Annotated in this window: 23 protein-coding genes and 1 pseudogene; 14 read left to right on the top strand and 10 right to left on the bottom strand. The window is 37.6% G+C overall.

What is annotated here, in order from left to right; genetic code table 11:
* Positions 1–851: 851 nt before the first annotated feature.
* The 3 genes from FW754_RS05545 to rimI all read left to right on the top strand — a co-directional run bounded on the left by FW754_RS05545 (position 852) and on the right by rimI (position 3,054).
* Positions 852–1,034 carry a hypothetical protein gene (locus FW754_RS05545; protein ID WP_446324077.1) on the top strand — a complete coding sequence of 61 codons (183 nt, stop codon included), beginning with the start codon at positions 852–854 and terminating at the stop codon, positions 1,032–1,034.
* Between the two features lie 569 nt (positions 1,035–1,603).
* Positions 1,604–2,485 carry a metal-dependent hydrolase gene (locus FW754_RS05540; RefSeq protein ID WP_446324076.1) on the top strand — a complete coding sequence of 294 codons (882 nt, stop codon included), beginning with the start codon at positions 1,604–1,606 and terminating at the stop codon, positions 2,483–2,485.
* A gap of 110 nt (positions 2,486–2,595) precedes the next feature.
* On the top strand, positions 2,596–3,054 hold the full coding sequence (gene rimI / locus FW754_RS05535) for a ribosomal protein S18-alanine N-acetyltransferase (protein ID WP_409511671.1): 459 nt from the start codon (positions 2,596–2,598) through the stop codon (positions 3,052–3,054).
* A gap of 42 nt (positions 3,055–3,096) precedes the next feature.
* Here rimI and FW754_RS05530 read toward each other — a convergent pair whose 3' ends face one another.
* The 4 genes from FW754_RS05530 to trxB all read right to left on the bottom strand — a co-directional run bounded on the left by FW754_RS05530 (position 3,097) and on the right by trxB (position 7,409).
* Positions 3,097–3,912: an arginyltransferase gene (locus FW754_RS05530; protein WP_409511670.1), complete on the bottom strand. Its 816-nt coding sequence runs from the start codon at positions 3,910–3,912 to the stop codon at positions 3,097–3,099.
* Positions 3,913–3,936: 24 nt separating this feature from the next.
* Complete coding sequence (gene aat, locus FW754_RS05525; RefSeq protein WP_446324075.1) at positions 3,937–4,668, bottom strand: leucyl/phenylalanyl-tRNA--protein transferase; 732 nt, start codon at positions 4,666–4,668, stop codon at positions 3,937–3,939.
* Between the two features lie 111 nt (positions 4,669–4,779).
* The gene (locus tag FW754_RS05520; protein WP_446324074.1) at positions 4,780–6,330 is read right to left on the bottom strand and encodes a class I SAM-dependent methyltransferase; all 1,551 of its coding nucleotides are present in this window, start codon (positions 6,328–6,330) and stop codon (positions 4,780–4,782) included.
* A gap of 125 nt (positions 6,331–6,455) precedes the next feature.
* Positions 6,456–7,409 (bottom strand): thioredoxin-disulfide reductase, encoded by a 954-nt coding sequence (trxB, locus tag FW754_RS05515; RefSeq protein WP_419347153.1) that lies wholly within the window; start codon positions 7,407–7,409, stop codon positions 6,456–6,458.
* A 275-nt stretch (positions 7,410–7,684) separates the two neighbouring features.
* Here trxB and FW754_RS05510 point away from each other — a divergent pair, with 275 nt between their 5' ends.
* Positions 7,685–10,837 (top strand): DNA translocase FtsK, encoded by a 3,153-nt coding sequence (locus FW754_RS05510; RefSeq protein WP_446324073.1) that lies wholly within the window; start codon positions 7,685–7,687, stop codon positions 10,835–10,837.
* A 76-nt stretch (positions 10,838–10,913) separates the two neighbouring features.
* Here the strand turns inward: FW754_RS05510 and FW754_RS05505 are convergent, their stop codons facing one another.
* Entirely contained in the window at positions 10,914–11,201 is a 288-nt protein-coding gene (locus FW754_RS05505) for a PA4642 family protein (protein ID WP_409511665.1), read from the bottom strand.
* Here FW754_RS05505 and FW754_RS05500 point away from each other — a divergent pair.
* On the top strand, positions 11,200–11,346 hold the full coding sequence (locus FW754_RS05500; protein ID WP_446324072.1) for a hypothetical protein: 147 nt from the start codon (positions 11,200–11,202) through the stop codon (positions 11,344–11,346). The genes FW754_RS05505 and FW754_RS05500 overlap by 2 nt on opposite strands.
* Before the next feature lie 142 nt (positions 11,347–11,488).
* Here FW754_RS05500 and minE read toward each other — a convergent pair whose 3' ends face one another.
* The 5 genes and pseudogenes from minE to FW754_RS05475 all read right to left on the bottom strand — a co-directional run bounded on the left by minE (position 11,489) and on the right by FW754_RS05475 (position 15,512).
* Entirely contained in the window at positions 11,489–11,761 is a 273-nt protein-coding gene (gene minE, locus FW754_RS05495) for a cell division topological specificity factor MinE (RefSeq protein WP_409511663.1), read from the bottom strand.
* A 2-nt stretch (positions 11,762–11,763) separates the two neighbouring features.
* Positions 11,764–12,576 (bottom strand): septum site-determining protein MinD, encoded by an 813-nt coding sequence (gene minD, locus FW754_RS05490; RefSeq protein WP_409511662.1) that lies wholly within the window; start codon positions 12,574–12,576, stop codon positions 11,764–11,766.
* Between the two features lie 66 nt (positions 12,577–12,642).
* Positions 12,643–13,365 (bottom strand): septum site-determining protein MinC, encoded by a 723-nt coding sequence (gene minC, locus FW754_RS05485; RefSeq protein ID WP_409511661.1) that lies wholly within the window; start codon positions 13,363–13,365, stop codon positions 12,643–12,645.
* A 125-nt stretch (positions 13,366–13,490) separates the two neighbouring features.
* Positions 13,491–14,459, bottom strand: a pseudogene (locus FW754_RS05480) (preprotein translocase subunit SecA); the annotation flags it as partial.
* 129 nt (positions 14,460–14,588) lie between these two features.
* Positions 14,589–15,512: an acyltransferase gene (locus FW754_RS05475; RefSeq protein ID WP_409511660.1), complete on the bottom strand. Its 924-nt coding sequence runs from the start codon at positions 15,510–15,512 to the stop codon at positions 14,589–14,591.
* A gap of 242 nt (positions 15,513–15,754) precedes the next feature.
* Between FW754_RS05475 and FW754_RS05470 the strand changes: the two genes are divergently transcribed.
* From FW754_RS05470 to FW754_RS05430, 9 genes are all read left to right on the top strand, one after another.
* Positions 15,755–16,387 (top strand): OmpA family protein, encoded by a 633-nt coding sequence (locus FW754_RS05470; protein ID WP_409511659.1) that lies wholly within the window; start codon positions 15,755–15,757, stop codon positions 16,385–16,387.
* A 283-nt stretch (positions 16,388–16,670) separates the two neighbouring features.
* Positions 16,671–18,710, top strand: a complete 2,040-nt coding sequence (locus FW754_RS05465) for a UvrD-helicase domain-containing protein (protein WP_409511658.1) — start codon at positions 16,671–16,673, stop codon at positions 18,708–18,710.
* A gap of 77 nt (positions 18,711–18,787) precedes the next feature.
* The gene (gene dut / locus FW754_RS05460; protein ID WP_446324071.1) at positions 18,788–19,240 is read left to right on the top strand and encodes a dUTP diphosphatase; all 453 of its coding nucleotides are present in this window, start codon (positions 18,788–18,790) and stop codon (positions 19,238–19,240) included.
* A 337-nt stretch (positions 19,241–19,577) separates the two neighbouring features.
* Positions 19,578–21,035, top strand: coding sequence for a phosphomannomutase/phosphoglucomutase (locus FW754_RS05455; protein ID WP_409511656.1), 1,458 nt, complete (start codon positions 19,578–19,580; stop codon positions 21,033–21,035).
* Between the two features lie 94 nt (positions 21,036–21,129).
* Positions 21,130–22,029 carry an acetylglutamate kinase gene (argB, locus tag FW754_RS05450; protein WP_409511655.1) on the top strand — a complete coding sequence of 300 codons (900 nt, stop codon included), beginning with the start codon at positions 21,130–21,132 and terminating at the stop codon, positions 22,027–22,029.
* A gap of 172 nt (positions 22,030–22,201) precedes the next feature.
* Positions 22,202–23,050, top strand: coding sequence for a class II glutamine amidotransferase (locus FW754_RS05445; protein ID WP_409511654.1), 849 nt, complete (start codon positions 22,202–22,204; stop codon positions 23,048–23,050).
* Positions 23,051–23,419: 369 nt separating this feature from the next.
* Entirely contained in the window at positions 23,420–23,875 is a 456-nt protein-coding gene (locus FW754_RS05440) for a bacteriohemerythrin (protein WP_409511653.1), read from the top strand.
* 280 nt (positions 23,876–24,155) lie between these two features.
* Complete coding sequence (locus tag FW754_RS05435; RefSeq protein WP_419347310.1) at positions 24,156–25,238, top strand: hypothetical protein; 1,083 nt, start codon at positions 24,156–24,158, stop codon at positions 25,236–25,238.
* Between the two features lie 26 nt (positions 25,239–25,264).
* On the top strand, positions 25,265–25,582 hold the full coding sequence (locus FW754_RS05430; RefSeq protein WP_409511652.1) for an RnfH family protein: 318 nt from the start codon (positions 25,265–25,267) through the stop codon (positions 25,580–25,582).
* Positions 25,583–25,600: the final 18 nt, after the last annotated feature.

Raw genomic sequence — 25,600 nt, 5'->3', positions numbered from 1 at the left:
CACTGCTGTGTAAAAAATGCTCCCTTTGGGAGCATTTTTTTTGCTACATTTTTAAATAGAGAGTAAATTGATTTAGTTTTTTGATATGAAAAAATAACTTAAATAGAATAACTTTAACTTAGCTCAAATTCTGCTTATCAATTAATCTCTTATTTAAACGGACATGTTTTGGTGAAGTATTAAACCAACTATTAATAGCCCTTGTGAATATAGACTGTTCGGAAAGCCTAAAATTCCTGCCAATTGACTCATTAGGATTTGAGTTTCCCATAATTATTGTAAAGCTAACTCTTTACGAGTTCATCTGTAATTTGATCGAAAGAAGGCTTTACATACACTTACATTAAATTTTTCATTTAGATTACAGAAATATCGAGAAAGAAAATCTTGAGTAACTTCACGTAAGGCGGGATTAGAGCTATGAGGTTGGCATGTTGAAAAGCACAATGGTGAAGAAGCAGTGTTGTGGTACGTTCTTGATTGACTAAAATAGGTGCTTCAAAAAAGCGTTGGTAGATAGTGATTGATATAATTGGATTGATATCATAAAAATTATTTTAGCCAATTTTTCAACGAAAATTAATCATTAGCTAGTTGATTTTTTTGAAGAATAAAATGGTGAAACGTACAAGTTTACCTGTAATTATTTTATTTCGGCACTGGACATTATAACCACGATCAAGGTCATTCGCCGACATTTAAAGACAGTGAAGACTTAAAAGAGCAGATCATTCATCCACAGTTTTGCCTGAAAATTTAGGCTATAAAATAAGCGTATTGTCGTGATCGTTAGCGGTGAAACAGTTGTAACTTTGGATGCCATCAACGCAAAGTGAACAACGCACATTACCATGCTACAGCGCTCAATGAGCTATGTTTTTAGTATTCCAAACCAAGATACAATTTTGGATGCATGCATGCGTATTTTGCCTGAATCCTTGGTTTATAAAATGTTCCGTAAACGTAATATTTTTCTAAAATGGAGCTTATATAAAGTCGCATGTTATTTTCCAAAGCAAATGTGTTCGTATTAACTTTTAAGTGTGGAAAAACAATTGGGGGATTCGGAAAATATGAGCCATTTTACGCAGAAGTATATACCTTGGAATAGGCAGTCATCTGACTACTGTGAAACCTGTTGCATTGGCAAGTGAAAATACTAGTCAAAGTGTTATTTCAGGCTTACAGACGAAATATGTGCAATGTAGTGATCATACTTTGCCACGCCAAGGGGAATCGAAAGAATAGTTTTTGAGTCATCATTTTGAAACAAGTATAGAAATATTTAAGCAATCTATGGATTGTCTTGATTTGGTCGGCAATACCAAGCAGTTAAGCTAAAAATGCACATGTAATATAAATAAAGAAGGGAAAATAGAGCATTTAGCTCCATTTTTTATGAATTATTGGAAATAAAATTTTTAAGACTATCTCGTGGTATTGAATATAAATTGTAGGACAATCTACTAGTAAAACTGTCCTAAAGTGACATTCTGATGTCCCGCGTAGCAATTATCGTCTATCTAAAAAAAAGTAATATAAGAAATAGAAAAACAAACATAAAAAATTGTGATACAGACTGTATCCAATAGGAGTAAATGCAATGAATGCAAAAGTAACGATTTCTAACCGTGCAGGGGCATCATTTCCTGTCCGCCGTATGAATTTTGATTTCAATGATGTGCCTGAATATTGGGCAAAAAATTCTGCAGGTATCACTCACTTTATGACGGCATTGTCAGCACTCTTTCCCGACGGTGAAAAACTGTTCATCGATTCTGTTCGTGCGGTGCGCTATCATCCTGCAATTAAAGATAATGAAGTATTACAGAAAGAAATAAGTGCATTTATTGGACAAGAAGCAATGCATACACAAGAGCATGTCAATTTTAATGCCTCTGCGAAAAAATTTGGACATGCTGTTGATAAATATGAACGTGAAACTGGACGACTGATTCAAGGTGCACGAAAAGTTTTTGCAAAAGTAGTGAAACCATTTGGTATGACACAAGAAATGGTTGATTTAACGGCAACAACTGCACTTGAGCATTTTACGGCAACGATTGCCTCTCAATTATTGATTAATGAACATATTCAAAAACTGATGACCGATCCAACCATGTCTTTTATGTGGTATTGGCACGCAGTCGAAGAAAATGAGCATAAAGCTGTTGCATTTGATGTATATGAAGGTGTTTTTGGTAAGGGGGTAAAAGCATACGCTTTGCGTAGCTCGGCACTGATTTTTGCTATGACCTTGATTTTTATTGCACAATCTTCTTTTGTGATACGTCTGCTTAAAGATGACGGGAAATTAAATTTAAAAGAATTAGGTATGATTTATAAATATGCTTACAGTCCTTCAAAAGGAATTATTGCGGGTATGACCAAAGAAATGTTGGCGTACTTTAGACCGAGTTTCCATCCTAATGATTTAGATACAGTGAGTTTGCTTGAACATTGGAAAGCAAAGTTAGGTATTTAATTATTTTAGACGCTAGGCATTTAATTGATTAGATTAATCACAGAATAAGGTTCAATAAAGATTGGTATTTTCCTATAATTACAGAACTTATATTTTAAAGATGAACGAAGATGATTCGTTTGATGCAAAACACTGATTTGGTTGCAGTGACACAGATTGAAAAACTGGTTCAAAGCCATCCTTGGACGCAAAAACAGTTTGAGGAATCGATTGCTTCTTATCAAAGTACGGTGATTGAAGTGCAGGGGGCGGTGGTAGGTTTTTGTATTTTGCAACCCGTACTTGATGAAGCCAATTTGTTACTGATGGCAATCCATCCTTCACAGCAAGGAAAAGGTTTGGGTTATCAATTGCTTGATCAGTCTATCGCGATGCTTAAAAATGATCCGATACAAATTTTTCTTGAAGTTCGTGAATCGAATCTGGCTGCGATTGCATTGTATGAAAAAGCTGATTTTCATCAGATTGATTTACGTAAAAATTATTATCCGCTTGAAAAGGGTGGGCGTGAGCATGCTGTGATTATGGTACGAGCATGTAGTGATGATTTTTCAAAACTTTTTGGTTAATCCATTATTAAAAACGAGCAGAATTAAAAGATGAACCTATGATTATTTAATCATAGGTTCATTCCATTCCGAGGGTAGAGTTGTCATGAGCATATCGCCCAATTGTCTAATTTCTTCGGCATCTAAATGACGATTGATGCGACGCCATTGTCCATCGAGTAATAATTCAATGGGTGCATACTGTGATTTATAGTTCATTTTACGAGAATGTGGCACCCAATAGCCCAAATAAACATAGGGTTGCTCTAGGCTTTGAATATATTCAATTTGTTTTAATACTGCAAATACACCAAGCGAACGGTGACTTTCATCTGGATCAAAGAAAGTATACACCGCAGATAAGCCATCATCTAACATATCACAGGTCGATACACATACGAGGCGATCATCTTTCCATAATTCAATAAAGAAACTTTCAGCACAGCTTTGAATCAGAAATTTTTCAAACTGATCATAACTTGGTGGGAACATATCACCATCGGCATGGCGTTCCCGAATGTAACGTTCATACAGTTGATAGTGGGTAATGTTTGCATTTTGGGTTGATGTGATTTTAAGGGTGAGATCTTGGTTTTTTTTCCATGCCTTTTTTTGTGCGCTATTACGTTTGAAATCTGCAACAGGAACACGTGAAGATAAACACTGGCGGCATAGATGGCATTCAGGTCGATAAACAAAATCGCCACTACGTCTAAAACCGGTGCGAGATAGTTCAGATAGGGTAACCACATCAATACGTTGTGCAGGGTCTAGAAAGACCATTCGAGCAGATTTTTGTTCTAAATAACTGCAATCGTGTGGTGGTGTAATGTAATACTGCAAGTCATTGAGTAGGGACTTTGGATGATAAGAATTCATAGTGTTTGTCCCTCTTTTATATTATCAATCCGTCATACGCGCATTTAACGCTATTGTTTTACTTGAAAATACACGGTCTTGATATCTTTTCCAATCTATAGCAGGTTGTTTTACAACATCTTGTAACGATTTTAAGTAGTTTTGACGAGAAATTGTACTCGCACCGAGGCTTAACAGGTGATCATTGACCAATTGGCAATCAATCCATGGCAATTGATTTTCTTGTCCAATGAGCATTAATACGTAAAAAGCCATTTTTGATACATCAGTTTGGGTACTAAACATCGATTCACCAAAACAACCTTTGCCAATGGTGACGCCATATAAACCACCGACTATTTTGTCTTGATCCCAAACTTCGACGCTATAGGCATAACCCGCTTTAAACAGAGCACAATAACCTTGGATAATATCTTCTGAAATCCATGTTTCATCGGCGTAGGTGCGAGGTAGTGAACATGAACGAATCACATCTTCAAAAGCATGATTAATCGTTATGCGATAATCTAATTTTTTCATGTTACGAATAAGTGACTTACTTGGATGATAGTCTTCGGAGCGAATAATGCAGCGTGGTTCAGGACTCCACCAACAAATCGGTTCACCTTCTGAAAACCATGGAAATAAACCATGTGTGTAGGCTTCATACAGTGTTGAGGGTTCAAGATCGGCGCCAATACAAATCAATCCTTCTTCATTAGGATCAGCTTCAATAGGATCGGGGAAAGTAAACATAGAAGGAGGGAGTGTGGTCACGGTTCAGCCTTGAAAACGGATCAGGCTTTATAGTAGCTGATCCGTTTGTAGAAAGTCCAAGTCTGAGTCAATGTTCTTTAGTGTTGAAGCAATATCAATATGTTGATTGACTTAAGCAAAAAGCTGTAACTGACGAGCAATTTTTAACTTATCACTATTGATGAATAACTCGGCTTTTTTATGAATAATTTCAATACTTTGTGTTAATTCAGAAACACTTTGCCCCTTTTCATCGAGAACTAACCAGCCAAGTTGAGTGATGACATCTTGTACATAGTGGGCAAGTTGTTTTGTACTCTTTAAGCCATCGACAAAATGAGCACGATAGAACAGTTGTGAAAAATGATCAGTTGGAATACCTATACCTGTTATAGGGCTTGCCAGTACCTGATAGTTTGCATGAAAACTTGCTTGATGCAGAATGTGACTATTGAGCTGTTGTGTATATTGAACTAATTCAGTGCTCGGTTCAGATTGGCAAGGTTGCATATGTCCAAGATGGCATAAAATGACGACTGCATTGAGCACCTGTGCATAATTATGTTGAGGTAGTGCTTTTTCTAAGTCTGATAAAAGAATAGGTTGATAATCTAACTTTTTGAAGTGTTCAGAAAGTGGTTGATAAATATCTTGAATCAGATTGAATTCACCTAAGTAACCATTAATAGTTGTGGGTAAGCTTTCAGGCGATGTCAGTAATACAAAAGCAGTATTTCTGAGTTGTTCTTGTGTTTGAAGTGCCGTTAAATTATTTTTGCCACGAATAAACAAATCTTTGCGGAATTGTGTATTTGCAAAATAATCTCGGCATTGTTCTTTGAAAACAGGGTGATCAATCTGATTCAGGAAATTTTGATGCTCTGCTGAAAAGTTGATATTGTCTAAATGCGTATTTAAATCGGTTGAACCTGCATAAGAAAGTTTGGCTTCTTCCATAATCCGTACAACTTGTTGGAAAGAAAAGCATTGCCAATCTTGGTTCAGATATTCATGAATTAAGTAATTTGGATTTTGTTTTTGTAATTCTTTGACTTTGTTCAATGCATTCGGATTACGTTTAGCAAAATTTGGTTCTTGTTCCAATAATGCTTCAGAAAATGCGAGGGAATCCTTCACTTTCTGAATCGGATTGGTACTTGTGCTGTTAAATTTAAAATGGCTGTGGAAAAGCTCACGGATCGGCATATTTGCAGCCCAACCCGTAACGCAATTATAGCTAATATAAACAATACCATTTGGCTTTAAGAATTTACGAATAAACTTGAGAATAATGCCTTGATTTTCATGGCTGATCCAACTCCAAATACCATGTAGGCTGATTGAGTCAAATTGTGGTAAGTCTTTATTGAGTAATTCTTCAAAGCTATCATCATAAAAATGATGTGGTGCTTGGCTATATTCAGCTACCTGATTGGCATGACCTGCATGGGCAGGGTTAAAATCGGTACCAAAGAAATGTCCAAAAGATGCCGCAGCATGGATATTTAAACTGACGCCTTGACCAAAACCAAGTTCGCAATGTGCTTGTGTTGCTGTACTGGTTGGGCAATCGACACCATTTAATAATAAGCAAAATTTTTGATAGTTTGGGCTTAAATCACGGTAATAACCATAGGTGTAATTTACTTCAGTTTGATAGCCGTCGGTCCAATTTGTTGTCATTATGATCCCTGTATAAAAATTATGATGAGAGCACAACTGTTATAAATCAAAAATAAAATAACCGCCATGTAGACGGTTATTTTTAATGTAAAAAAATCAAATAATGTGACATAATTTACATAAAATCACTCAATACCATCAAGGAAACGGTCTGCATCAAGCGCAGCCATACAGCCTGAACCCGCCGAGGTAATCGCTTGGCGATAAACGTCATCTGCAACATCACCTGCGGCGAATACACCTGGAATAGATGCGGCAGTTGCATTACCTGCAGTACCACTTTGAACTTGAATATAGCCATTCCGTAGTTCAAGCTGACCTTCAAACATAGTTGTATTTGGTTTATGACCAATCGCAACAAATAAACCTGATACATCAACAGTTTGAGTTGCTTCATCTTGAGTTGATTTTAAACGAACACCAGTAACACCAGAAGTCGCTTCACCTAAAACCTCTTCAACTTCATGATTCCAAATAATGCTGATTTTGCCTTCTTTCTCTTTTTCAAATAAATGATCTTGAAGAATTTTTTCAGAACGCAATTTGTCACGGCGGTGAACTAAAGTTACGTGTTCAGCAATGTTTGATAAATACAAGGCTTCTTCAACCGCAGTATTACCACCACCAACAACCATCACTTTTTGGTTCTTATAGAAGAAACCATCACACGTTGCACAAGCACTTACGCCTTGACCCATATAAGCTTGTTCAGATTCAAGACCTAAATACTGTGCTGTTGCACCTGTGGCAATAATTAAGGCATCACAAGTGTAATCGCCCATATCGCCTTTGAGTACGAAAGGACGCACATTCAGTTCAACTTCATTGATGTGGTCATATAAAATTTCTGTACCAAAACGTTCTGCATGTGCTTGCATACGTTCCATCAGTGCTGGGCCCGTTAAACCTTCAGGATCACCAGGCCAGTTGTCCACTTCAGTGGTTGTCGTGAGCTGACCACCCAATTGCATACCTGCAATGAGTGTCGGTTTTAAGTTGGCACGAGCAGCATAAACTGCAGCGCTATAACCTGCAGGGCCAGAACCTAAAATAATTAAACGTGAGTGACGAGCGCTCATGTACAGAATCCTTTTTTATTTCAGAAATACACATTTTGAGAAAATTATACGTGAAACTGAGTCGAAGTGTTGTGTCTTTGATGTCGATAATATTGATCATCTAAATCGAATTGAGCTATATAGTGCTTATATACAATAAAGATAACAACATACTTCAGTTTGTATGCATCTTTTTTGAAAGAACATGTGCATAATATTGCATACATTTCTGAGTTGAAGATGGCACTGACCATCAACAAAAGAATATTAATCAACAATGGGTTACAGGACAGCATATGACTGCGGTGTCGAGTGTTTATGCACAGCGCTTTATAATTACGATATTCTTGATTTCATTTGGTATTTTTCTGTTTTTAGCAACAGTCACCTATACACCATTTGATCCAGGATGGATGCATATTTCTAGTGATACACAACAGGTATCAAATACCAGTGGTGTAACAGGTGCATGGATTGCAGATATGCTGTTTGGCTTCCTTGGATGGGCAAGCCTGCTGATACCTGTATATTTCTTTCTTGAAGCTATTCAACTTTGGTGGCCACATAGTTTTCTAAGTCGTCCATTTCGCTATGCAGCACAGTTCTTTATATTATTGACATTATCCACGTTAATTTATTTGTTGTGGAATGTGCCAGCAGATACGCTTGATAATGCCTCAGGCGGTATTATTGGTTATGAGTTGGGTGAAAGCCTTTCTCAGCTCATTACTATTTATGGTGCAGTACTGTTTTTATTGGTTTTATTGACAGTTCTAGCAACGCTTGCATTTGGTATTCAGTGGAATAAAACATGGGCGACGCTCAAAGCAACGCCAGCATATTTACAAGATTTATTTTATAAAAATGTGCCTGAAGAAGAGTCAGCTTATGATTTGACAACCTCATCGACAAAAGCAAACGACCCTAGTCCTGCGAATGTCCAAGAACAGAAAAAAACAGTGATGCCTACAGTTCAGACCGAACCTGAATTTATTGAGGTAGATACGGTTGAGCAACAAGTTCGAGATGCACGTCATGAACGTGTAGCAGAACAGTTATTTGATGATATGTTGGATCATGAATATGATCAAAATGCTTTCCAAGTAGAGCCTAAAGATGACATAGAAGTTGCACTCGCACGTGCACAGCAAGTTAGAAATGATCGTCCGCATGTTGTACCAACAGGTGAAGTGTGGAAAGCATTAAATACTGAAAAAGACACTAAGCAAGAAATTGATGCTTTATTACGTGAAGCAGAAGATAAGCCCGCTACAGTTTATAATTCGGCACATCCATCATTAAGTGAACAATTACATAGTCAACACGCACAAAAACCAACATCGAATATTGATTGGGATAATGATGAAGTCTTTGATGAATTACTCTCAGTTGTTCCAGATGGTAAGACGGCAACAGATATTCATCAGCCATATTCACAAAATAACCAACACATAAACAATTCAATAGCGCATTCGCTAGAGCAACCAGCTGAAGCTGCTTTTGAGTTTCATTCAGCTGTAACAGACAGTACTGTTAAAAAAGTGAATTCGCAGGATCAATTGGCATCTGAGTTAGATGACTTAGCTTCACTTGCAGATGAACCTACTCATTTTTCAGATCCATCGGTTTTGTCTGTAACATCACCAGTTGAGCCACCACAGCAATCAATTCGTACTACAAGCAGCTATGCGCAATCATCGCCATTGGTTAAAGCAGAAATTCAAACCAATTTTCAGGGGGGGAATGAAACTTTAATACCAGCATCAAATTTGTCAGATGAAGAAAAACAACGAGTTGCTTCAGATAAAGATGCCTTTAGAGATGCATGGAAGGGTACAACAGGCAATGTTTCAGATTTAGATACCGCATTGGATGAGGAAGATGAATTTGATTTAGATGCACCATTGACCGATGCACATGGACGTCCAATGTCACGTTCAATGCAAGTAGCACAAAAACGTCGTGATTTATCTCCCTTACCTGGTTTTGAGTTACTTGATAAAGTTGATCCAAATAAAAAAGTCAATTTTACTGAAGAACAATTGGCACGACTTTCAGAATTATTGGAGATTAAACTTCAAGAATTTAACGTGAAAGCAAAAGTGATTGAAGCGCAGCCAGGACCTGTCGTGACTCGTTTTGAACTAGATTTGGCGCCAGGTGTAAAAGCTTCGAAAGTGACCAATATTTCGCGTGATCTTGCTCGTTCAATGTCTATGGCTTCAGTTCGTGTGGTGGAAGTCATTCCAGGCAAGCCGTATATTGGTATCGAGGTGCCAAACAGTACCCGTGAAATGGTGCGTCTAATTGAATTGGTGGAAACGGCAGCATTTTCAGATTCATCTAGTATATTGTCCACAGCAATGGGTAAAGATATTTCGGGTAATCCCGTCATTACAGATATGGGTAAAGCACCACATATGCTTGTTGCGGGGACAACGGGTTCAGGTAAATCTGTTGCTGTAAATTCAATGATTTTGTCGATGTTGCTGAAATATACGCCAAATGAATTACGTTTGATTTTAATTGACCCGAAGCAACTAGAACTTGCTAACTATAACGATATTCCACACTTGTTAACGCCTGTTGTGACGGATATGAAAGATGCTGTCAATGCATTGAATTGGTGTGTCAATGAAATGGAACGACGTTATAAATTAATGTCATTCTTAAAAATTCGTAAACTTTCTGATTATAACCGTAAAGTCGAAGAGGCCATTGCCAATGGCGAAGAGCTGATTGATCCAACATGGAAAGCCAGTGATTCTGTTGTTGGGGAGCGTGCGCCTCGTTTGATGCCATTACCGTCTATTGTCATTGTGGCAGATGAATTTGCAGATATGATCATGCAAGTGGGCAAAAAAGCGGAAGAAATGATTACGCGTTTGGCACAAAAATCTCGTGCTGCAGGCATTCATTTATTACTTGCGACACAGCGTCCATCAGTGGATGTGATTACAGGTCTGATCAAAGCCAACATTCCAACCCGTGTGGCATTACGTGTAAATAGTAAGATTGACTCACGTACCATTTTGGATGCAGGTGGTGCAGAAGATTTACTTGGTCATGGTGATATGCTCTTCCTTGGGCCAGGTAAAATTGAGCCTGAACGTGTACATGGTGCATTTATTTCAGACGATGAAGTAAATCGTATTTGTGATGCGTGGCGTGAACGTGGTGAGCCAAATTATGTCGATGAAATCTTAACGCCATTTGATGAAGAGCCAACAAGTCGTGGCTTTGAAGATGGTGATAGTGATCCAAGTCGTGATGCTTTGTACGATCAGTGTGTTTCTTTTGTTTTAGAGACTAGAAAAGTTTCAGTGTCATCGTTACAGCGTAAGTTTAGTTTGGGCTATAACCGTGCTGCACGTATTGTGGATCAGATGGAAGAAAATGGCATTGTGAGTGGGCAAGGTGCCAATGGTAAGCGAGATATTTTGGTTTAACGTGTTTCCCATAAGTCATTTTTAAAACATAAAAAACCTGCTAACAAGCAGGTTTTTTATTGAGCCATTTATAAATTTAAGCAAATTTAGCTAAGACTTCTAAAAACTCATTTTTATGACGAGGATACTGTGCAATCACATCATGAATGCGTTGACCTTCAGGATTGGTTGCGTTGATATCACGACCATTGGCTTTAAACTGAGTCAAAAGACGCTCATAGTCAGCAGGGCGCATATGTTTAAATGCATGTGCTAAAACATGAAAGTCTGCATTGACATCGGCAGGAGGTAGTTGCTCTAAGTAGGCAAAAACACGCTCGTCTGACCATTCTTCATTGAACGTTGCTGGCTGTGAAAGTGCCATGGCAGCATCTCCTCAAAATAAATTTTTTAAAATTAAAGATTCAAATTTTTTTCATCATACAGGGCATTTGCTTTTTACTTTATCATCAAAAATGCAAAGCTTAGATGAAAATCATGCAATAAGTAATCTGACAACAGAATCATGACCATTCATTACTTGTGAAATGAATGTGAACCTGCAAAAAATGTCATGAAAAAGAGCAAAATATTGAATGGCTGAAAATTATTTTCCAAAACCTACTTCATATTTTGCCCTGATTCAATTCAGTTGACTAATCAATAATGAAATTAACGTTCTTCAGGTAAATTGATATTCATCTCAAGCATTTCAATGTTCGCTTCAGAACGAACAGACATTTGAATATGTTGCTCATCTACACCACGAACATAACGATTGACCACCTGCATGATCTCTTTCTTCATTTGGTCAATTTTATCTTGGCTCAAACGTTTACCTAAACCATTTTCAGAAGCAACAATCACTTTTAGACGGTCTTTCGCAGTTTGTGCACTCGTCGGTTTATCATCATTGCTGAAAAGTTTACTCCAGAATCCTGCCATCTTTACGCTCCAAATAGTCGTGCTAACCAGCCTTTTGGTTTCACGGTAATGTGACGGTAAGGGCGATCTTCACCTAAGAAACGTGCGACAAGATCATCATATGCTTGACCTGCCTCTGACTCTGTAAACAGAATCACAGGTTTACCTTCGTTTGATGCTTGTAGAACGCTTGGGCATTCTGGAATAACACCTAAAGTAGGTACACGTAAAATGTCTTTAGAAATATCATCAATCGTCAACATTTCTTGTTTATCTGCACGTTCAGGGTTGAAGCGTGTGATACATAGATGCTTACGGATACGACCTTCATTATTTTCGACTTTTTTGGTTTTGCTATCAAGCATACCAATAATACGGTCTGAGTCACGGACAGATGAAATTTCAGGATTGGTTACAATGATCGCTTCATCAGCATGATACATAGCTAAAATTGCACCACGTTCAATACCAGCAGGCGAGTCACAAATAATGTAATCAAACTCTTGTGAAAGTTCATCCATAACACGTGCAACGCCTTCATCTGTTAAAGCGTCTTTATCACGTGTTTGTGATGCAGGTAAAATATAAAGATTTTCAATGTCTTTATCACGAATCAACGCTTGTTGAAGGCGTGCTTCGTTATTTAAAACATTAACGAAGTCATAAACGACACGGCGTTCACAGCCCATGATCAAATCGAGATTACGTAAACCTACATCAAAATCAATAACGACAGTCTTATGACCACGAAGGGCCAAACCTGTTGCAAAAGATGCGCTTGTTGTGGTTTTACCCACGCCACCTTTGCCTGATGTAACAACAACAATTTTGGCCACCGAATCCACTCCTGTTATGGTCATTGCCCCTTAAATGGGGCTTTTTATGGTGTATAATTTATAACATTAAAATTGCAAAGGCTGGAACTCAAGTTCCTGCTGATCATTCAAATAAATATGAACTGATTGCTTGATTACGTGCTGGGGAATGTCATCTGCAACACAATATGTCCCAGCAATGGAAACCAATTCAGCTTCTAGCGAATGACAAAATATTCTTGCAGCCGTGTTACCGCCTGCACCCGCAATGACTCTACCACGAACACTTCCATAGATATGTATATTTCCTGATGCAATGACTTCAGAACCACTGTTGATGCCTGCATTTAAAATAATATCACCATGATCTTGGACAAGGCATTGACCTGTACGTAAAATCTCATCATGGTACGAAGTTGTATGGCTAATCACTTTTTTTACTGGTTCAGCGACTGTTTGAGGCTGAATTGTTTCTGTTGTAATGACAGGTGTTTCGACCACTTGTTCTTTTGTCGGTTTAATGCGTTGCAATGGGCGATCAGCAGGAACAATTGGAAACTGAATTGCACGTGCTTGATCACTCAGTAAACCATCAACAACACCAATTGGTTGTAGCTCCAGACTTACAACAAGCTGAATAAGTGCAATTAGCTCCTGTTCAACAGTTGTATCAAGTACAACTAACGCCCCTTGGTAAGAGGCTTCGCCCATCATTTTGTTGAGTTGCTGGCGGATGGCATCATGATCATTGGTTTCGAAAGTTAATCGATTACTATGAAGCATTTTGCCTGTAATCCGTAAATCAGCCATAGTTATTCCTTAAAAGGCTTGTGACCCAAAGTTTTAATCTGAAGTTCAAATTGTAAAATAGCGCAAATCCTAGAACAAATTGATGGAATTCTCCACCCAAGATACAAATAATTGCAAGGGATTGATTATTCTTTAACTTGATCATTTTTTTCTAATACAAGTTGCCATTGTTTAATTTTTACCTGCTTCCGCAGAGATTCTAAACTTTCATTGACCACAGATTCAACTAATTCTTCAAGCTTCTGATTTTCAATATTTAAATTGCTTACTTTTTCAGAAATTAACTGATAAGTGGTATTGGGTTGCAATACAGAGCCAGATGTAAAGGGCTCAATGAGGCCTTGAGTAATATTTTCACCAAGTTGTTGACCAATATTCTGAATTTGATTTTCGATCATTCCACCTGCAATTGGAATCAAGCGTAAAAGTTGGGTAAGTTGAGGTGTGTCCTCAATAGCTTGTCGTACAATTTGCCCAACACCATCACTAATCTGTTGTTGATAGACTTTAAGTTCAACAGCAAGAGATTCTTGTAAAATTTCTGCTAAAACCACACTAAACATTTCTCGGTGATGGTCAACCAAATCATGAATAATTTGTTTGTGGGTTGAACTGGTATCTAATTCCTGTTTAATGCCATCAATCACAGTAATCACAACACGATCTGAGAGTTCTTCCATAATGACACTATAGTAAAAAAGAATTCGCTTTTTTAGACCGTTAGGAATGACTTTATAGCCTAACTCATGGATACGGTAACCAATCACGACAACTCGAATTAAACGTAAAAAGCGTAACATTGGGATGATGGCTAAAATTTCATACCAATGAATAAATGGAAAGAAGAACCAACGGGCATGATGTTTATTGATGATCGCAATAAACCAACGAACGCCTAGTTCTACACATAAAAAAATGATAAACCAACTTTCAGTAATAATGACCCAAGGATGTAATTCAGTTTTGTAATATTGAAGAACTTGGGGTAAATGAATTTCATTAAAAAACCAATTTCCATAGCTACTCATTAAAAAGGCATTGGCAGACAAGCAGAACAGGTTGAAGACAATAATAAACATCATGAAAATGTCATAGCCAAAGGCAATCCACCAACCTAATGTCTTTTTATTTTTAGGTAACATTGAATGGTAGTTGTGAGGTGCCTGTTCTGTATTATTCATTGAAACATCCGGTACTTAAGGTGGTTCACTCAGAGGGAAGGTCTAAGAGGTTGAGTGATATCGCTGTTTGATTTGAGTAATCAATTGATCTTTTTCCCGCCATAAATCATCGACCCATTGCTGAAATTTCTCACGGTATTCTGCATCATCTTCGTAATCACCGCCAATGACCCAATCGGGAATATTAATTTTTCGCATATTTACAACAATGCGAGGGACTTCACCGAGCCAAAACTCACCATAACCAGGCACACCATCAGGATAGACAATCGTCATATCTACAAAGGCATCTATTTGCTGACCTAAAATATTCAATGCTAAAGCTAAACCGCCAGCTTTAGGTTTGAGTAGATTTTGGAAGGGAGATTGTTGTTTCGCTTTTTTTTCAGCGGTAAAACGTGTGCCTTCTAAATAATTAAGTAGGGTAAAGGGTTGGCTGAGTAAATGTTCACATGCCTTGCGTGCTTCATCCATATCCTGATATTTCAAGGCAGGATTTTGAGCAATTTGTTCTTTACTATGGCGTTTCATCATTGGAAATCCAAGTATTTTAAAGGCTTGTCCAACAAAGGGAATGAAAATAAGTTCCCATTTGGTGAAAAAACGCGTCAATGGCATACGAGTTAAACCAAAGTATTGAGTGACGGTCGTATCGACCCAGCTTTGATGATTACATGACATCAAATAGCGACCTTGCATATTTAAATCAAGTTCAGGATCTATGCTGATGTCCCACTTTGTTTCAGGCAAGACATGATCAATCAGCCAATTGTTGACACCAATCCAACTATTTGTAATTTGGATATTGGTTTCATCAACTTTTTTAGACTGTTTAAAAAGTTTGGTTAAGCCAAGTGTAAGCACTGGTGGACCATGAAAAAAAGTACTGCCTGTAATGACTGAAGTTACAGTCAAGCCTTTGGTTATTTTTTTCAATAAGGATTGTTGTTGTTTCTGTAATGCCATGGAAATGTCCCGAATTAAAACGTTTCACCCAAAAATATGCTTTAAATATAGCCGTTGCTTCATAAATAAAAAAGTATCTAGAACGAACTATGTGTAAAATATGGCGAAGGAACGCTTTTCCTTTTTAAATTTATTACAAATTGTAAAAATTCATTGAATTTTTAACAAAAAGGCAATGGTCTAACTTTGTTTTTTATACCATTATTCTTTCATACAAAAATCACAATCTCTGGAGGCATGTCATGCGTGCACTTGTAATTTCAGCTGTAGTAGGGGCGTTGGCACTTTCTGGCTGTCAAAATATGGAATATGACAAAGCAGCAATCGGTACTGGTCTTGGTGCATTGCTTGGTGCTGGTCTTGCATATTCAAATGCAGACAAAGATAAAATGGGTCAAGCTGCTGCAATTGGCGCAGTTGTTGGCGGTGGTGCAGGTTTGCTTCTTGATAAGAAAGAAAAGCGTCTTAAACAAGAACTAGCAGGTACTGGTGTTGACGTAAACCGTAATCCAGATGGCTCAATCAATATGGTGATGCCTTCTGTAACATTTGCAAGCAATTCAGCTATGATTCAACCACAGTTCCAAGCGGCACTGAATGATGTTGCTCGCGTTCTACGTGAAGATGGTACTGCAAACCAACTTGCAATTGTTGTACACGGTCACACAGATAACACAGGTTCTGATGCAATCAATAACCCATTGTCTCAAAATCGTGCGAACTCTGTGAAGAACTATTTATCTTCACAAGGTATTGCTTCATCACGTATTACTGCACGTGGTTACGGTTCAACTTCTCCAGTAGCTGATAATTCAACTGCTGCAGGTCGTGAACAAAACCGTCGTGTAGAAATTACTGTATATGCAGTAAAATAAGAAGATAGATCAGGCTTAACAAATATAGAGAATCTTCTATAACTGTTGAAATTGATTAAATCTTAAAATCGAATCACTTTTGTGGTTCGATTTTTTTTGTGCATTAAAAAGACTCAAGGAATGAAAATGCACAAAGACACAACATTTGAAATAAACAAGTATTTGACATTTTAAAAGTCAACATAAAATGGGAAAAAATGTCAGATGAAAATTTGTATTAAGCATTAGGCAAGCATGCATTGAGGTGTCTATAATTGACCCCGAAGTTTTTAGAGGATGAACCATGTCAAAAGCAAGTCAACTGAATGACAAGCAACTTGAAGCAATGAAATACACTCAAGGACCCTTGTTAGTACTTGCTGGTGCGGGTTCAGGTAAAACCTCAGTGATTACGCGTAAGGTTGCGTATTTGGTACAGCAGTGTGGTATTCCTGCGTATCGTATTACAGCGATGACCTTTACCAATAAAGCTGCACGTGAAATGAAAGAGCGTGTCAGTAAACTTTTGGGTAAAGAAGAGGGTAAAGGTTTGTCCGTTTCGACATTCCATACCTTTGGACTAAATTTACTCCGTTTAGAATTAAAAAATACACCGCTCAAAAATAATTTTTCTATTCTCGATGCTGATGACTGTAAGCGCATTCTGATGGATTTGATGCATCGTGATAATTTATCAGGTGCAGAAAGTAAAGAACTGATTGCCAAAGCGATGAAGATGATTTCAGATTGGAAAAATGATCTGATTTTGCCTGAACAAGCACATACAACATGTGAAACGCAGGAAGATGTGCAATTTGCACATTTGTATCAGCTTTATGAGCGAAATTTACGTGCCTATAACGCCGTGGATTTTGATGATCTGATTGTTATGCCAACACGACTATTACAGGACAATGCTGAAGTTCGTGAGCGTTGGCAGAATCGTATTCGTTATTTATTGGTCGATGAGTATCAAGACACCAATACAGCACAATATACGCTTGTCAAACTGCTTGTTGGGGTGATGGGGCAATTCACAGCAGTTGGTGATGATGACCAATCCATCTATGCATGGCGTGGTGCAAAACCTGAAAATATGGCATTGCTACAAGAAGATTTTCATAACTTAAAAGTGATTAAGCTTGAGCAAAATTACCGTTCTACGAGTCGAATTTTAAAAGCAGCGAACCATGTGATTGATCATAATCCGCATATTTTTGAGAAAAAATTGTGGAGTGATAAAGGGCATGGCGAAGTGATCCGAGTTATTACTTGCCGTAATGATGATGATGAAGCAGAACGTGTGGTCAAAGATTTACTCACACATAAGCTGATGAATGGTAAAAGTTGGAAAGATTACGCAGTACTATATCGTGGAAATTTTCAAGCTCGTGTGCTTGAAACACAACTGCGTCAAATGCAGATTCCCTATAAATTATCGGGTGGTCAGTCATTCTTTGGTCGTGCTGAAATTAAGGATGTGATGAGTTATTTACGAGTCATTATCAACCCTGAAGATGACAGTGCGTTTTTACGTATTATTAATACACCAAAACGTGCCATTGGCCCTGTGACTTTAGAAAAACTGGGTTTATTCGCGCAAGAAAATCATTTATCACTTTTAACTGCTGCTAGTGATCAGCGTCTAACTATGGTGATGCCCAAAAAGGCAACGACACAATTGGCGGAGTTTGCTGAATTCATCAATAATTTCACTCGTGAATTGTTGGATGATGATGAGCCAGTGCCGAAAATCCGCCAAATGATGCTTGAAGCCGGTTATATCGACTATCTGAAAGAAACGGCAGCGACACCTGCACAGGAAAAAACCAAACTCGATAATATCGAAATGCTCTATAGCAGTATTCAAAGTTTGATTAACCGTGCTGAAGATGTCGATGAAAAGAATATTGAAAGTGTGATTCGCAAATTGGTGTTGCTCGATATGCTCGAACAGCAACAGGAAGAAGAAGATACAGATAAAGTCAATTTACTGACTTTGCATGCGTCGAAAGGTTTGGAATTTCCATTCGTGTACATCATGGGGCTTGAAGAAGAATTATTGCCACATAAAAACTCGATTGCGGCAGAAACCATTGAGGAAGAACGTCGTTTGATGTATGTGGGCATTACCCGTGCACAACAAGGTTTAACTTTAACTTTGGCAGAACAACGTAAAAATGGCGGTCAAATGAAACAAATGACCCCAAGTCGCTTCCTCGATGAGTTGCCTCAAGATGATTTAGATTGGCTCGGTCGCAAGAAAAAATTGGCTGAAAATATCGATCCAAAACTGCAAGCACAACAATATTTGCAGAATTTAAAAGCGCTATTGAAAAAATAGTTTTTATTTATATGCGCTTTGCCCTCTGTTAGGGAGTGGTAAAGAGATGAGTGACCATTTTTAAATAGGATTACGAAATGAAAGTTCAAGTAAAAGTACTCGATACACGCTTAGGTCAAGAATGGCCTTTACCGACTTATGCAACCACGGGTTCAGCAGGTTTAGACTTACGTGCATGTGTAGAAGAAGCAATTCAAATTGAGCCAGGTCAAACGGTTTTAGTAAAAACAGGTATGGCAATTTATATCGAAGATCCTGCCTTTGCTGGTTTGATTTTGCCACGCTCGGGTTTAGGTCATAAGCATGGTATTGTCTTGGGTAACTTGGTTGGTTTAATCGATTCAGATTATCAAGGTGAACTCATGGTTTCGGTATGGAATCGTAGTCAAACAACATTTACTTTAGAACCAGGTGAGCGCCTTGCTCAATATGTTCTTGTTCCTGTGATTCAAGCGCAGTTTGATATTGTAAATGAATTTGAAGCGACTGAGCGTGGTGCAGGTGGTTTTGGTCATACAGGACAGCAATAATTTTGTAATAAGATAGCTTTATCATTTGATAAAATATCGTTTTTTTATAGTCATGATAAAGACCTGAATTTCAGGTCTTTTTTCTAATTTATATTATGTTTTTATGTGTGATGTAACAAAAGATATATTTAATAAATAGCTTGTAATTGTATATATTAGATTAGTTTAATCAGCTTATGAAAACTTCATACTCATTGACTATTTTCTCGCTATACAAGGAAAATATAGAAATATATTAAATAATGGCTTAAGAAGAAGTGAAAGTGAATGCTTGATTTAAATGTACAATCATTTAAAACTTACAATCGGCGTTGTAAAAGTAGTACAAAGAATGCTTATGAAACGATCAAATAAGATCTTTCCATTTCATATTTTCCGTGCATACGATATACGTGGAAAAGTGGAACAAATGGATGGCGAAGTTATATATGCCATTGCACATGCATTGGTGCAACAATATAAAACTCAAGGACAATCTGAAATCGTCATTGGTTATGATGCACGTTTGTCGAGCCCATATTTTGCGAAAATTATCGAAGATGTTTTTCGTACACAGAATTTTAAAGTTAAAACATTAGATTGTTGTTCTACACCACAAATGTATTTTGCAGCGCGTGAAACCCAGGGCAATGGTATTATGGTGACCGCAAGCCACAATCCTATATCTGACAATGGTATTAAATGGATTGTTCAGTTTGAACCACCATGTCCTGATAAAATTCAGCAAGTTGCACAAGATGCTAATCAATTTATAAAGAATCAAAAAGATCCTTTCAAGGTACAAACAGAGCTTATATTTGATGTCAAACAAAGTCAGTATAACCATGTGATCAATCTTGAGCTTTGCCAAAGTTATCAAAAAGCTATGCTTGAAGATATTCAGCTAAAACGTCCATTTAAAGTTGTACTTGATGGCTTAAATGGTTCAGCTGGTGCATGTGCAGCGTTGGTTTTAAAAAAAATCGGTTGTGAGGTGATTACACTGCGTTGTCAAGCGAATGGTCATTTTCCTGATCATGCACCTGATCCGTCACAGTCGGCACATCTGGGTAAAATGAAACAACAGATCATGATGCACCAAGCTGATTTGGGTATCGCACTCGATGGTGATGGTGATCGTGTTGTACTGATGGATGAAACAGGCAAAATAATCTCTGCTGATCGTTTATTATCGTTATTTGCACAAATGTGTTTACAATCACATCCTGGGCAGGAAATTGTCTTTGATGTAAAATGTTCTACAATGGTGGGGCAAATCATTAAAAAGATGGGTGGAAAGCCGCACATGCTTCGAACTGGAAGTAGTTTTCTACGCCAATATTTACGAAAGTCCAAAGGTCGTGCTGTATTTGGTGGTGAATATGCAGGTCACTATGTATTTAATGATGGTCGTGGTTTCGGTTATGACGATGGTTTATATGCTGCACTACGTGTTATGGAGTATTTGAGTGAGAAACCAAGGCAATCTCTATCACAGTTAATGTCAGCATTTCCTGAACGGTTTTATACTGAAGATACTTATATCAGCACTCACAATACCAATCCACAAGCGGTCTTACAGGAAATTGAACGCCGTGGGAATAGTTGTGATGCTGAGTTGAGTAAAATTGATGGTATACGCCTTGATTTTAAAAATGGCTTTGGCATCATTCGGGCATCCAATACAGGCGAGTTTTTTACTGTACGTTTTGATGCAGATCATCCGACCCACCTCAATAATATTCGTCAGACATTTGCGTCTATGTTAAGTGATCGTTATCCTATGATCGCTCAGGATATCTTGCTTGCACATTAGCTCGGTTTAATGTGCTGTAAAAGATAAATATCCCGAAAAGACTTTTAATCCTTTTTCAAAATATGTACTTCAACAGGTGCAATAGGAGAGGCGCATGCCCCATCAGCAGACCGGAATTGATAAAGCTCAGATTCTGACAGAAGCGTTGCCTTACATTCAGCGTTTTGCAGGAAAAACGCTAGTGGTCAAATACGGTGGTAATGCCATGACCGATCCTGAATTGGAAAGCTCATTTGCCCGAGATATCGTTTTGCTGAAAACAGTCGGTTTAAACCCGATTGTAGTACATGGTGGTGGTCCACAAGTGGATTCATTCCTCAAGCAACTCGGTCGAGAATCAGATCGTATTGACGGTATGCGTGTGACTGATCCTGCAACGATGGAAGTTGTAGAAATGGTCTTGGGTGGTAGTGTTAATAAATCAATTGTTAATCTGATCAATCAGCATGGTGGACGTGCCATTGGTTTAACAGGTAAAGATGGTAACTTATTGCGTGCCCAAAAGTTACTGATGGAAAAAATCCAAGAAGATGGTTCGGTGAAGCAAATTGATTTGGGCTTAGTGGGCGAAGTTGTTGGCGTAAAAACCGATGTCCTTGAAATGTTTACCCAAAGTGATTTCATTCCTGTAATTGCACCATTAGGTGTAGATGATGCAGGTAATACTTATAACATCAATGCAGATTTGGTTGCGGGTAAAGTGGCAGAAGCTTTAGGCGCTGAAAAGCTCATTTTACTCACCAATATTTCAGGTGTGCTTGATGAAAATAAAAATTTACTTACAGGCTTGAGTACGCAAGAAGTTGATCGTCTGATTGAAACAGGCGTGATTTATGGCGGTATGATTCCTAAAGTTGGTTGTGCACTTGATGCAGTCAAAGGTGGTGTTGTGAGTGCACATATTGTTGATGGTCGTGTACCGCATGCAACATTACTTGAAATTTTTACTGATCACGGTGTGGGAACACTAATTACCAATCGTAGTAAAAAATAAGTCATCCTTGATCAAATTTTAAAGCTCATCTCACGATGAGCTTTTTTATGGCTTACTCTCAGTGATTTGATGTATTTATCTATTAAAATCGCATGATATGTGTTCAGGTATTTGCAAGCAGAACAGGACTCATGCACAATATTCACATAACGATAAAGCTGTATGAATGACTATGTGCCAACTGCTTGGAATGAACTGTGCAAGACCCACAGATATTACTTTTTCTTTCCGTGGATTTTCACAACGTGCGGGAATTACTTCTGACCATTCGGATGGTTTTGGTATCGCATTTTTTGAAGATAAAGCCTGTCGTTTATTTGTCGATAATCAATCGGCAGTTGAATCACCTATTGCAGATCTTGTACGTAATTATCCGATAAAATCACGTAATGTGATTGCACATATCCGTAAAGCAACCCAAGGTAAAATTACCCTAGAAAATTCGCACCCTTTTGTGCGCGAGCTTTGGGGACGTCAGTGGATTTTTGCACATAATGGCGATTTAAAAGGTTTTGAACCGCCATTAACAGGGCGTTTCACCCCCGTAGGTAACACTGACAGTGAGTTGGCATTTTGTTATTTACTAGACCAGCTTGTTGAAAAATTTGGTTATGAAACACCTAGTTTAGAAGATATTTTTACATTACTTGAGCAACTTGCTCCACAAATTGCAGAGTTTGGCACGTTTAATTATTGCTTATCGAATGGACAGGCACTGTTTAGTTATGCAACCACTAAACTGCATTGGATTGTGCGAGAGTATCCATTTCAATCTGCACGTTTAATTGACTTAGAAGTTGAGGTTGATTTTAGTGATGTGACGACTTCTGACGATCGAGTAGCTGTAATCACGACTGAGCCACTGACAAAAAATGAAGAATGGCAAGCTTATCGTCCAGGTGAAATGATTTTATTTCAGGGAGGTCGACCTATTAAAACAGCCTTGACAACCATTGATCGTTTAATTCGTGAAGAAAAAAATCCTGAATTGAAACGAATAACGAAAGCGGATCAATATTAAAAATCATCATTTCTATATAGTAAATGATTTTTTAAAGTTGTTTTATATTTTAACTAAAAGACTTAATTGTATTTTATTTTTAATATAAACTTTAAATTAAAAAATAATTTGCAGTGTAATATTAATGTTATTTATATAGTTTATTCTTCTTGAAATAAAATAGAGTAAATTGCTTGGAATATAATATTGGCTAAATAATATCTGAGTCTTTTACTCTGAATTAAAATTTAAATATCATAAAATACATTAGCTTGTGCTTTAAAATGGAGCATTTTATTAAATCCGAGTAAATTGGTTCATTTTTATTTATAAATTAACTGTCTATGATGGATAAAAGGTTTACTTATTTAGTATTTTTAAGGCGGTCGTATGAAGATGAAATGGATCCCAGAATATAATACTGGTATTGATGTGATTGACGATCAGCACAGACGAATTTTAGATTACATTAATGAAATTGATGAAATCGGTGTTAATACAGATCGTCAGCGAATAAAAGATATTTTAAATAATATTATTGATTATACACAGTCACATTTTACATTCGAAGAAAGTTTACAAGAAGAAGCTGGTTACAAATACCGTGTTCCACATAAACGTGTACACGATTTATTTATTAAGAAAATAGAAAGTTACCGTGAAAATTTTGACAATGGCAAGTCTATTGAAAAAGAGTTACACGAAGTACTTTCTAAATGGCTCATTAATCATATTCAGCATGATGATGCAGATTATGTGGGTGCTGTAAAAATTAATATGATGGGCATTATTAAAGAAAATGAAAAGAAAAAGGGTAAGAATTGGTTCTCTCGCTTTTTTTCGTAAAATAGATGTATGGACTTAAAACAGCTTAGAATTATTTTAAGCTGTTCAAATCTAAAAGTATTAAAAATAGGATGTAGTACAATATAAAGGATGATTTCAAGCTCGATACCTATTTGATTCAGACTAATTGATGAAAGGGTCGTAGAGATAAAAATAATCAAATATTAATAAACATTCAGCGTAGCAAATCATCTTGATGAGATGATTTGCTTTTTTCTTTCTAATCTTTGATTTTCATGGTCGACAAAGGCAAAATAGCGGTGGACTTTTTAAATACGTCATACGGGACAATTTTATGGCACGATGGTTACCGCCGCTGATGGCATTTTGTTTGTCATTTATCATTATTCTAGGGCTTGCACCAGCACTTGGATTTCAGATTGATCGACAAATTGACTTTTGGATTTTATGGATTGGCACCATGCTTATTCTTGCACTTCCTTTGGTCTACTTAGAAATTGCTTTGGCGAAGCGCTCAAAAACATCTGTGTTAAATGCATTGTCTGCGTTGACACGAGAAGCAGATGCATCACAAAAATGGCGTATCGTCGGTTGGTTATCCGCCGTATTTATCCCATTTTTGGCGGGTGGTATTTTATTTAATATTGCACAAACAGTTGTACAAAGTGCGCAATTTAACATGAGTACACATATTGTATTTTTGATTGGCGCAGTGATTGCATGTGGTTTGTCATTTTTAAATCGTCAAATCCTAGTGCTTTTGACTGCAGTCAGTGTCATTGCATCTTTTGTCATTGCCAATGTCATGGGGACAAATTTACAGCCTTGGCATGTCACGCCAGTTGAATTTGGTGAATGGGGCAAGGCAACAATTTTAGCTTTGGTTGCAAGTGGTTTAGGTTTGGGTATTTATGCACAGAGTCAACTTGCTCAAGTACAAGTTGCTGATCGCGCGACAGGTTCAGTTTTACCTGTATGGTTTGCTCAACTACTCGCAGTTGTTGCATTTGGCTTCTTCGCTGTATCCTCCGCCATTCCTGCTTATAGCGCGCTTGCTGCGGCAGTATTTAGTGCAGCATTGTTGCTCAGCCTTGCCAAAGAGCAATTTATACAACGTCGTATTGCATTGCCGATCCAATTTATTGTGCTTTTAGTGGCATTGCTCATTTGGGGCATTCCACAATTGGTCAATATCTTTAATCCATTGTTGATGATTTGGGGTTTAGTGATTTGCTTAATCTATTCCATTTTTGTCGGTTGGATTATGAAGATTAGCCATTTACGTAAAGCTATGAATTTTAGCAATGAAGTGTTTTATAACATTTGGCGTATTGCGGTGCGTATTGTGTTGCCATTGTCGATTGTGATGGCACTCGTGGCTTATATTGGGCAATTGATCTAATGACTGAGCAAATACAGGTTAGACAGATGCAAAAGGTTTGGGTGGCGTACGCAAGCGTAGAGCAGCAGTTTCATATTGAAGTACCATTCGTATCTGGTATGACAGTGGCTGACGCAATTGCAAAAAGTCAGCTGAAAGACAAGACAACTTTACCTGAAGTATTGAATTGTGGCATTTTTGGAGTCAAAGTTGTTGATCAGACTCAAGTACTACAAGCAGGGGATCGGGTTGAGATTTATCGTGCATTGACCATCAACCCTAAAGATATTCGCCGTAAACGGGCTGCAGCTAACCCAGTCAGTCGCTATTGTCGAGGCAATCGCTTTAAACAATTATATCAATAAAGAAAACCCCTCAATGAG

The organism is Acinetobacter sp. 1207_04 (genome assembly GCF_052850415.1).
Note: the sequence above shows the minus strand (reverse complement) of the source record. Positions and strands in the feature narration are given on the sequence as shown.